At 41.3% G+C, this 10,053-nt stretch carries 14 protein-coding genes and 1 pseudogene; 14 read left to right on the forward strand and 1 reads right to left on the reverse strand.

Features of this window, described 5'->3' with window-relative positions; genetic code table 11:
- The first annotated feature begins 2 nt into the window (after positions 1-2).
- From H5079_RS04535 to H5079_RS04590, 12 genes are all read left to right on the forward strand, one after another.
- A complete protein-coding gene (locus H5079_RS04535) occupies positions 3-194 on the forward strand; it encodes a hypothetical protein (RefSeq protein ID WP_011328194.1) in 192 nt (63 codons plus the stop codon).
- A complete protein-coding gene (locus H5079_RS04540; protein WP_011328193.1) occupies positions 194-418 on the forward strand; it encodes a hypothetical protein in 225 nt (74 codons plus the stop codon). The genes H5079_RS04535 and H5079_RS04540 overlap by 1 nt, the downstream gene beginning before the upstream one ends.
- 149 nt (positions 419-567) lie before the next feature.
- Positions 568-822, forward strand: coding sequence for a hypothetical protein (locus tag H5079_RS04545; protein ID WP_041454422.1), 255 nt, complete (start codon positions 568-570; stop codon positions 820-822).
- Positions 812-1,255, forward strand: a complete 444-nt coding sequence (locus H5079_RS04550; protein ID WP_011328191.1) for a hypothetical protein — start codon at positions 812-814, stop codon at positions 1,253-1,255. The genes H5079_RS04545 and H5079_RS04550 overlap by 11 nt, the downstream gene beginning before the upstream one ends.
- A gap of 10 nt (positions 1,256-1,265) precedes the next feature.
- On the forward strand, positions 1,266-1,604 hold the full coding sequence (locus H5079_RS04555; protein ID WP_182683534.1) for a hypothetical protein: 339 nt from the start codon (positions 1,266-1,268) through the stop codon (positions 1,602-1,604).
- The gene (locus H5079_RS04560; RefSeq protein ID WP_011328189.1) at positions 1,604-2,110 is read left to right on the forward strand and encodes a DUF1804 family protein; all 507 of its coding nucleotides are present in this window, start codon (positions 1,604-1,606) and stop codon (positions 2,108-2,110) included. The genes H5079_RS04555 and H5079_RS04560 overlap by 1 nt, the downstream gene beginning before the upstream one ends.
- Positions 2,110-3,849, forward strand: a complete 1,740-nt coding sequence (locus H5079_RS04565; RefSeq protein WP_011328188.1) for a hypothetical protein — start codon at positions 2,110-2,112, stop codon at positions 3,847-3,849. The genes H5079_RS04560 and H5079_RS04565 overlap by 1 nt, the downstream gene beginning before the upstream one ends.
- Entirely contained in the window at positions 3,842-5,344 is a 1,503-nt protein-coding gene (locus tag H5079_RS04570; protein ID WP_182683535.1) for a DUF935 family protein, read from the forward strand. Before H5079_RS04565 ends, H5079_RS04570 begins: the two co-directional genes overlap by 8 nt.
- Complete coding sequence (locus H5079_RS04575; RefSeq protein ID WP_259398042.1) at positions 5,334-5,951, forward strand: DUF3164 family protein; 618 nt, start codon at positions 5,334-5,336, stop codon at positions 5,949-5,951. The genes H5079_RS04570 and H5079_RS04575 overlap by 11 nt, the downstream gene beginning before the upstream one ends.
- Before the next feature lie 10 nt (positions 5,952-5,961).
- The gene (locus tag H5079_RS04580) at positions 5,962-6,420 is read left to right on the forward strand and encodes a hypothetical protein (protein WP_182683536.1); all 459 of its coding nucleotides are present in this window, start codon (positions 5,962-5,964) and stop codon (positions 6,418-6,420) included.
- Entirely contained in the window at positions 6,408-6,950 is a 543-nt protein-coding gene (locus tag H5079_RS04585; protein ID WP_011328184.1) for a hypothetical protein, read from the forward strand. Before H5079_RS04580 ends, H5079_RS04585 begins: the two co-directional genes overlap by 13 nt.
- Before the next feature lies 1 nt (position 6,951).
- Positions 6,952-8,094 carry a phage minor head protein gene (locus tag H5079_RS04590; RefSeq protein WP_182683537.1) on the forward strand — a complete coding sequence of 381 codons (1,143 nt, stop codon included), beginning with the start codon at positions 6,952-6,954 and terminating at the stop codon, positions 8,092-8,094.
- A gap of 322 nt (positions 8,095-8,416) precedes the next feature.
- On the opposite strand, the gene H5079_RS04595 is transcribed toward H5079_RS04590, so the two are convergent.
- Positions 8,417-8,770, reverse strand: coding sequence for a DUF3693 domain-containing protein (locus H5079_RS04595; RefSeq protein WP_182683538.1), 354 nt, complete (start codon positions 8,768-8,770; stop codon positions 8,417-8,419).
- A 176-nt stretch (positions 8,771-8,946) separates the two neighbouring features.
- Here H5079_RS04595 and H5079_RS04600 point away from each other — a divergent pair, with 176 nt between their 5' ends.
- Complete coding sequence (locus H5079_RS04600) at positions 8,947-9,162, forward strand: hypothetical protein (RefSeq protein ID WP_182683539.1); 216 nt, start codon at positions 8,947-8,949, stop codon at positions 9,160-9,162.
- Positions 9,146-10,053, forward strand: a pseudogene (locus tag H5079_RS04605) (hypothetical protein); the annotation flags it as partial. The gene H5079_RS04600 and the pseudogene H5079_RS04605, both read left to right, overlap by 17 nt.

The following is a 10,053-nucleotide window of genomic DNA, read 5'->3' on the forward strand; positions in this document are numbered from 1 at the left end:
CAATGCAAAACAATAACTTTGTATTGCTCACGGCTTTACAGCTTAGCGGCGGCGCTAAGCCAAAGCCGTGGCAGTACAAACACAGTTTAAATTTGTTTAACCGGTATATAAACCAACGCAAGTTATTTGGCCTAGATACAACAGGCATGATGGACGAATACCGCGAAGCATATAAAGAAATTAAGGGTAAATAATGGCAACTGAATATCAAACGTATGTAGTAAAATTTGAAGGCGAGGCACCTCAAGTCACCGCTGGCATGAACATTAACGGAGGGAGTTTGCGCCGTGTATGTTTTAACAACCAAATGGCATTAAACGATGATGCGAGACAATTAATTGAAGATGCACTTGAAGAAGGCACGCTTACAGAGCGCCAAGTAAACGACCTACTAAACGAACTTTTAACACTACTTTAAACCCTGTTTAAATCTTATTTAAACTAATTGGCTTGTGGCTCTTGTAATCACAAGCCAATTTGCTTTAACCTAATATAACACCTCTACAGCGCCTAGCTGAAAACAACTTTACAGCGGTTTATTTCCCCCTAAATTGATTTACTTACTGTATGACAAATACAGTGCATATCCCAATTATTGAGCATTTAGCTCAGCAAATAATTAAAGCCAGTTCTAAAGCCGAGCAAATCGCTATTTCGCGTCGTTGTCCGCTGCAAGACCTGCCAGCATTGCGTGCCCGTGTTAAACAGCTGCTTAACCCTGCGGCTAAAAAACCACTTCGCAATACGCGCTTACCTGCCTGTTATGTCCTAACTAAACAACGTTTAACTAAAATCACAAGGACTAAACAGCATGGCACTTAAACAACGTGTGGCGGTTCCTTTAGCACCCAGCTTTATATTTCAAGAACTGGTACCTAAAGCAACCTTTGAACTATTTAAAGATTCACCTTTATTTTTAATCAATTGCTTTGATGCTCGTGCGCTGCGCATGTTGCAAAAACTACGTGAAAAGTTTGGCCCGTGCACTGTAAACAACTGGTATTGGGGCGGCGCTAATCAATACCGTGGTTATCGTCCACTTGATTGCACCATTGGTGCTAAGCGCAGCCAGCACAAACTTGGCAAAGGGTTTGACTGCAGCTTTAAAAATTACACTGCTCAACAAGTACGTGATTACGTATTAGCCCACCCTGAAGAGTTTCCAGACATTACCGCCATTGAAGGTTTAGTAAGTTGGTTTCATTTTGATGTACGCACGCCTACGTGGACGGGCATTAAAGTATTTAACCCGTAAGGATTGGCCAATGACCCCAGAACAAGAAAACCTACTTTTTGAATCTATTGGCTCTATTAAGGCAAGCCAAGAGGCCATTTTAACCAGTGTTGCTGAGATAAAAGCTGATATTCATCATAGTATCGAAAAAAGCGAAGCACGCCAAAAAGTAGTAACCGACGCATTAAAAACCGATTTAAAAGAAAGCGAAAAACGTCAAGTTATTGCAATTAATAAACACGATGAACGGTTAAAAAGTGTAGAAGAAAAACTCACTAATCAGCGCGTTAAAGTGGCCGCTATGGGAGGCTCTGCAGGTTTAGCAGTGTCGTTAATTGCATACGCTGTAAAAAATGGATTGATGAACTAATGGCACACCCCGCAGAGAAAAAAAACGCAGTACGCCACAGCTATGTAACCGAGCTACTAGCACTGAGTGTTGCGGGTATTAAACACAGTGTGGCCGATGGCACCGCACGACGCTGGAAAATGGAAGCCAAAGACAATGGCGACGATTGGGATTTAGCCCGCGCAGCAAGCCGACGAAGTGAAGGCACTGCAGGGGAGTTTACTACCGACTTTATTGAAGAGTTTACCATTCAAGTAAACGAAACCTTTGAGCTTTTAAAGTCAGCTGAAGGCGCTGCGCTACCACTTGAACAACGCACCAAGGTTTTAAGCTCACTAACCGACATGATGAGCAAAGTAATGAAAGTGTCGGGCGGTAATAAACGCCTTGAAAAACGCACCATTGCAACCGAGGTACTTAAAATTTTGGCTAAGTTTGTATCAACCAAATACCCAGAGTTTGCTCCTGAGTTTGTTGAAATACTCACGGCGTTTGGTCCACGGCTCGATAAGGAGTTAGACGACTAATGGCCGATATGAACTCACGTGAATTTTTAGCTGAAATAGAGCAAATAACCGGTTCTCTGCGCCGCGATATTGAAGCAAAAGAGCGCAATATAGATCCAAGCCCAGCCGCCATTAAACAGCGCCGTAAACGCGTACTTGGTGGCGATTTTGAGTTTTTTGTATACACCTACTTTCCGCATCATATGTGGCTTGATGACGACCAAAATGCGTCTGAATTTCAAAGCTATTTTATGAAGTGGTTCCCCGAAGCTCTAAAGCTTGAAAACGGTTGGAAAAACTGGTTTGTTGCCCCTCGTGGTGAAGGTAAAAGTACTCTAGCGGTAAAAATTGCGCCTGTGTATGTAGCTGTGTGGGCGCTATTGCAAGACCCTGAAATTTGCCAAGACCTGGGCTTAGAAAAAATAAAGCAATTTACCGATTTTGTGATTTTGTTTGGCGCAGAAACCAAAATGCCAACCAAAACATTAGAGGTAGTTAAAACCGAACTGCTTAACAATAATAACTTGGCGCTAGACTTTCCCGAGGTGTGCACAGCATCACCTGTGTGGAAATTAGGTGAGTTTGTAACAGCTCAAGGTGTGCGCTTTGAAAGCCGGGGTGCTGAGCAGTCAGTTCGCGGTACGTTCCACGGAGCTAGTCGCCCTAAGTTACTACTCTCTGATGACATTATTACCGATGCTGAAGCTAAATCGCCCACTGAGCGCGATAACCGTTGGCGCTTTTTAGAAGCCGCGGTGCAATACCTAGGCCCGCCTGATGGCAGCGTTAAGTTTTTAGGTGTTAATACAGTTTTAAATAATGACGACCCAATAAGCCGCGCCGAAGATGCGCCTGGCCATATTGTTCATCGCTTTAAAGCCATTAAGCAAATGCCTGAACGCATGGATTTATGGGAACAATGTCGCGATTTAATGGTGCACGACGATAAGCGCTTTGAAAAACGCGCTGCCACTAAAGGCGAAGCCGTTTCAACCGAGGCTAAACCGTCGTTTAAGTTTTGGCTAAAAAATAAAAAGCAAATGCTTAAGGGCGCTAAAACCAGCTGGCCAAGTGTGCGAACGCTTTACGATTTAATGTGTATGTGGGCAGCTAATAAACGCGAATTTAACCGTGAAATGCAAGGCATTGCCAAAAGCGATGAAGAGTCTATTTTTTACCAATTCGATTTTTGGGTAGATCGCTTAAACGAGTGGGTGCCTTATGGCGCATGTGATCCAAGCATGGGTAAAACCGAAAAAGCCGACCCTAGCGCTATATTAGTGGGGTTTTATTCTCAAGATTTACAAAAGCTGCACGTTGAATACGAAAGCCGCAAAGTACGTGGTACCAGCCGTTTACTTAACGATTTAATACGTGCGCAAAAAGAATATAACTGTCGTGTGTGGGGTTTTGAAAACAACAACGCGTTTGATTTTATGCGCAGCCAGTTTATTAAAACGGGGTTAGAGCAAGGCATTGCACTGCCGCTGCGGGGAGTTACTGCAACTATACCTGCAGAAGAACGCATAGGCTCACTTGAAACTTATGTAACCAATACACCGGCTCAAATTGCATTTCATACGCGGTGCCGTTTACTGCTCGACGAGCTAGAAAACTGGCCCGAAAAACAAACCATGCATCACTACGATTTAAGTTGTGCACTTGCCATTTTATGGATGGTGTCGAGCACTGGTGCAGGCGGTATTCCGCGTGTAAGTAGCCGCAAAGTAACTAAACAAATAAGAGGCTATCATGTTTAAAAGCAAGCCACGTATAACATCGAAAGCATACGCTGCACTTAACCGTATGTTTGATCAAAACCGATTAGATCCAAGCCTTACCTCGCTTATTACTGAGCTGCCTAATCCAGACCCTATTTTACGCCGCGCAGGCAAAAACACGGCTATTTACGAAGAGATTTCGCGCGATGCGCATGTAATTGGTGAGTTGCGCTCTTTGCGTAGTGGTTTATTTAGCTTTAATACCGAGCTAGTACCAGGTGGCGACGATGCCGCAAGCTTAAAAAGCTATGAACTAGCCAAAGCATTTTTTGCTAAAAAGCCGTGTCACCACACCGAGTGGGCCGATATGGATTGGCATAACTATAGCGCTATTTTAAACGGGTTTAGTGTTACCCACTTGGGCAAATACATAAAACATAATGGCAACTGGCAACCCGAATATGTAGAAACCTGGCGTAATAGTCGCTTTGCGTTTAGTAGCGATAGTGAGCTGATGGTAAAAACCAGCGAAAACCCACAGGGCGAATTAGTTGATCATCGTCGTTGGTCGTGTGTTCGCCATATGCCAAGCGCCGAAAACCCATACGGCATTGCATTACTTAGCAGCTGCTTTTGGCCATGGACCTTTAAACACGGTGGTTTTAAGTTTTTTGTACAGCTGTGTGAGCGTTTTGGTATTCCTTTTCCTGTGGGTAAATACCCGGTTGGCTCACAAGATAAAGACATAGACAACTTATTAAATGGCCTTGCCAAACTAGTGCAAGACGGTATTGCTGCTATTCCTGATGATACAACAATTGAAATAATAGAAAGCAAATTATCGGGCGAGCCAGTTCCTGAGCGCCTAGTTAACTTTTGTAATGCCGAAATAAGTAAAGCACTCACTAGCCAAACATTAGCCACTGAACAAAAAGGCGGTGGCGCACGCGCTGCCAGCGAAACTCACGCGAAACGTGCGGGCGATAATCAACGATCAGACAGGGCACTTGTGGCGTCTTTTCGTAATCAAATAACCAATGCTCTGCACACAGTAAATTTTGATGGTGGTGAACCTCCGAAATTTATTTTTAAAGATAAACGCGAAATAAACAGCGAAACGGTAACCCGCGTGCGCGAATCAGCACGCCTTGTGCCTATTGGTGTTGATTGGGCTTACAACGAACTTGGCATACCAAAACCGAATGACAACGAAGTTATTTTAGACATTCCCGAAGAAGGTAAAGGCATTGCTACAGCAGCTAAGTCTGAGTTTGCTAAAACATTAAGTAACAACGTTGAGCTAACCGACGAGTTTGATGTGTTCGATCACGCTACCGACGACACCATTAAAAAGCTTTTTCATTTTGCTCAGGCATCTAAAGACCTGGACGAACTTAAACAAAAAATCACCTCACAATTTCCCGACATTTCAACCACTGCTTTGGCCCAAGTAGCCCAAACTGCAATGGAGTACGAGTATATGGCGGGTATGAATGAGGCTAATTCTAAAACTGTGGAGATAGATGATGAATGAAGTACCTGAAGGTTATTTAAAAGATGGCAAAGGCAATTTAGTCGCTGTTGCCAATGTAAAAGCAACTGATTTAATTAAAGACGAGTTTGTAAAAAAAGCCATTAAGTGCGCTGAAGATATGCAAACCCAATTGGCTGAGTTTAAGCTCGCTTTAATGGCTGAAGCCGACGACTTTATAGAGCTATTAGCGCAAGAACATGGCGTAAACCTTGGCGGTAAAAAAGGCAATGTGACTCTGCGCACCTTTGATAGCCAGTTAAAAGTAACCCTTCAAACACAAGAACGTATTGAGTTGGGCCCTGAATTAGCACTTGCTAAGCAGTTAATTGATCAATGCCTGGACGAATGGACCGAAGGCGGAAATCAAAATATTCGCGCTATTGTTAGTAATGTATTTAATACCGATAAGCAAGGCTCTCTTAATCCACAGCGTATTTTAGGCTTGCGTAAACTCGAAATATCTGACGATTCTGGCAAGTGGACTAAGGCAATGAATATTATTGCCGAGTCGGTTGGTGTTGTTGATTCATGCCGCTTTATACGTTTTTACAAACAAGACGATAAAGGCATTGAGCAACCTATTTCACTTGATATAGCAAAACTGTAGCGGGGCGCTTATGGCCATTACAAAAGAGCAGTGGGCAGAGATAGAAAAACACTTAGCTGGTTTGTTTAGCTCGGTTATTTTCAAGTACGGTGAGTTTGAAATCACCGTAACTCGTGGCCGTGTATCTGAGTCTAAAACCAGTTTGGTTGTGTACGTAGACGATGTAATTAAGGGCGCTTGGTTTATTGAAGATAAAGAACGCCCTTCATGTATTCCTGATGTGTGGCGTAAACGAACCCGCGCCAAATACACGGCTAAATCAATCAAAGATGCTGAAAAAATATGGGGTAAGCGCCGTGCAAAAAAAGAAATGCCAGAGCTATATGAAAAAAATGAATACCACGTATGCGATTTTTCAACCGCTAAAAGCCTCGTTCGCCAATATAAAAAAATCGAAAATTTAGAGCTTATTAAAATTGGCGGCAAATCTTTTGATGACTATATAAAGGTATCACCATGGACCCAGTAACAATAGCACTTGGCCTTGCAAAACTCACAGGCCTGGATAAAAAAATTGGTAGTTGGATAGGGGGCGACAATGGCGCAAAGGTTGCGTCTAAAGTGGTTGATATGGCACAAACCCTTACTAATGGTGGCACACCTGAGCAAGCATTAAACCTTGTTCAGCAATCCAGTGCTTTGCAGCAAGAGTTAAGGCAAACCATTTTAAACCGGGAAAAAGAGCTTGATGATTTAGCGTTTAAAAATACCCAAAGTGCTCGTACCATGCAAATTCAGGCATTAAACCAAGATGATAAGTTTTCGAAACGTTTTATTTATTATTATGCGTGGTTTTGGTCTTTTTCTACGGTGGTATACATAGGTTGCATTACCTTTATAACTATACCCGAGACTGCAACACGCTTTGCAGATACGATACTGGGCTTTATTTTAGGCACGGTTATAGCGTCAATCTTGAACTTTTTCTTTGGTAACAGCCGTGATAATTCACGTAGAAACGAAATTCAAGACATTCAACAGTCTCTAAAAGAGTACTAAAATGACTTTACCAGCTCCACAATATGGTGACCTTGTTAAATTCAAGGAAGCCATTTCTCACTTCAAAGACAAAATTAAGCTTACCAGCGAAAGCTATAAAGATTTGCAGGGCTTAATACACGCTAAAGCATTTACTGTGGCTGGAGCCACAGAACTCACAATACTTAATGATTTTTATAAAGCGGTTGATGCTGCAATTAGTGATGGCGAAACTATATCGGACTTTAGAAAACGCTTTGACAAAATAGTCGCTGATCATGGTTGGTCATACAATGGTAAGCGTGGCTGGCGCTCAAAAGTTATCTATCAAAACAATAAAAATACCGCGCGGGCGGCTGGCCGTTGGCAACAACAAGCGCGTTTAAAAGAGCGCAGACCTTACTTATTATATTTAACCGCTGGCGATAGTCGTGTAAGACCTGATCACAATAAGTGGAATTACATTTTACTGCCAGTTGACCATCCGTTTTGGGATACGCATTATCCGCCAAATGGTTATAACTGTAGGTGTAAGGTTGTATCACTTAACGCACGCGATATTGCACGAATGGGTTTATCAGTAACTAAGCCAGAATCGGTTAATAAGTTTATGGAGTCGTTCAAAGTAACAGACTCATCAACAGGCGAAGAACTTAATAAGTTACCTGGTATAGACTTAGGTTGGGATTATAATCCGGGCAAAGCATGGTTAGGTGCGGATATATCTGCGGGGAAATCGGTAATAAATCTTTCAAAGGATTTACAAGCGTTGGCGGTACCACAATTTAACGAAGCAGTTTTAAAGTCTCAGCAGTACTATATAAAGCAGGTAAATTTAAAAGCAGCAAAGGTAGCGCTTAATAAGTCAGTACCAGATGGCCAACAATTTACGCTAGGGCACTTGCCTGTTAATTTACTAAACGAACTGTCACGTAAAAACGCACCTATATATAGTAGCACTATTACAATAAGCAGCTCTCAGATTGAAAAGCTGTTAGCTGGGCAACTTACTATTGAGCAAATACACAATCTAATGAACGCTGTTCAAAATCCAAATACGTTTGCTTATATAGGTAATCAACTAAAATTATCGTATCAAGGTTTCATGGTCACAATAGAACTAGGCCCACAGTTAAATACCATCGTAGCAGCTGAAAAACTTTAAACATTGGCAGTTCTAAATATTTAAAGAGCGTTTAAATGGCGTTTAAACACCGTTTGAATAAACTTAAACGATCAACAATGATCTAATTCTAAACGTATAATGAGCAGGAATGATCGGGGAATGAGTCAGTTTGAACAGGTTTCGTCTAAAACCATGCGTAATTTAAATTTAGCAGTTTTTACGCTCGTGGCCACCAAAGCCTAGTAATAATACGGGTTTGCTAAACGCGAGGGCGAAAATCCATATCCCATCATTATTCCAAGAATGAACAGCCCCTTACAACTGAATAGCTTATTTCAAATCCTATTTAACATAATATAAATTATAGGCTATGTCTGATGCGCGAATGCGCCCCTTGAATAGGTGTGAACGATGCGGTTACTAATAGCAATCCAGCAACACAGGCCGCACTAATCTTTTTTGCAACTTCTTCCCACGCTTTAACTTCTTCCTTAGTTTTTGATTTCTCAATCGCTAATTGTATTAACGCAGGTTTAAAGTCTATCCCCATTTGTTCACACAGGAATATGCACTGATTAGCTGTTAGGCTTCTTCTGCCTTTTTTAATATCTGTAACATTTCCAGTGGAAACGCCCATATCTGCACAAACCTGCTTGTCTTGGCTGTACCCTTTGAAATCTCTGTACTTTTTAATTAATTCGTAGCTATACGACATAGTTTTTTACCTCTATTACTATTTTAGCACTCAAACTTGAGAAATAAACTTTTGACAACACTCTATATTGAGTGTTAGATTTCAGTTTAGCACTCATCAATGAGTGTTTACGATTGTTTTTAAGATGCTATATGTCCAATACTGAATAGTATCGGACTTTAACAAGGGAAAACGAGTTGAAATTCTACCTTCAATACATTCAAGGCTTAGAAGAATACGCATTAGGTTTCAATAAAATTGAATACCCGCTTATGTATTCGTCACGTTCAGAAGCAATGGCTTTTTGCATTGACTACTGCAACGGTGAAAACTTTGAAATTGTTGATGTAGATGAAGGCAACTGGCAAGAACTTTTTGATTCAGGAGTATTTGATTATGAACCTGAATGCTAAAACCCCAGTAGAGCAAATAACAAAAATTGACTACTTAACGGTTGTTTTCACTCCTAATGAAATCGCCCGCCTTCGTTTTGATGCAAAGTTAGCATTTGGTAATGGTGACTTTTCATCATACAAAGAAGCTTATAACGCGATGTTATGCGCTGAAATGTTTAACGAAAACGCTACTGACGATTTAGACGTTGATATAAACGAAACCGTTGTTTTCAACTCTGATTATTACTATAACGAACTATTTGATATTAACCTTTCAGGCTCTTCAAAGTATCGCCAATACAAATCAATTGACGAAATACCTGCCGATGAACGCAAACACTTTTTGAAAAATGTAGTAAGAAAAACAAAGCGTTATAAAACACTTACATCATTAATTGAAGGTGATATTTCTAAGTTTATGCACCTATTAAACACAGAAGTTGCAACCGCTGCTGACCGTTTAACCAGTGATACATTGAGCTGGTCTTATCGTGATAATTCAGGCGGTATGTTCACTTACGAAAAATCAGCAACACTTTATCGTCACGATGTTAACTCTGGCGTTATTGCTTGGGGCGCTAACAATGGCGGTGTAATGATTTCATTTACTGGTACTGGTTGTGCTGGTTTAGATATTCCTAAATTACACGACATGCTTAAAAAAATGCCTAACGTAAAAATTACCCGTTTAGATATTGCCTACGATGATTATGAAGGCAAAAGAAGTGTACTCGATTATTTTCAAAATTTAGAAGAAGGCGCTTTTTGTAAAACCAACCAAGCGCCCTCTTGGTCATTTATCCAAACTGGCGAATTACAAAAAATAAGTGCTGAAGAACAAGCTAAATGGAGAAAAAAACACGGCTGGCAAAAGCGTTATGACTGCGTGGCCAATGGCGGTAACACCCT

The organism is Pseudoalteromonas sp. SG44-5 (assembly GCF_014164175.1).
Lineage (GTDB): Bacteria > Pseudomonadota > Gammaproteobacteria > Enterobacterales > Alteromonadaceae > Pseudoalteromonas > Pseudoalteromonas nigrifaciens.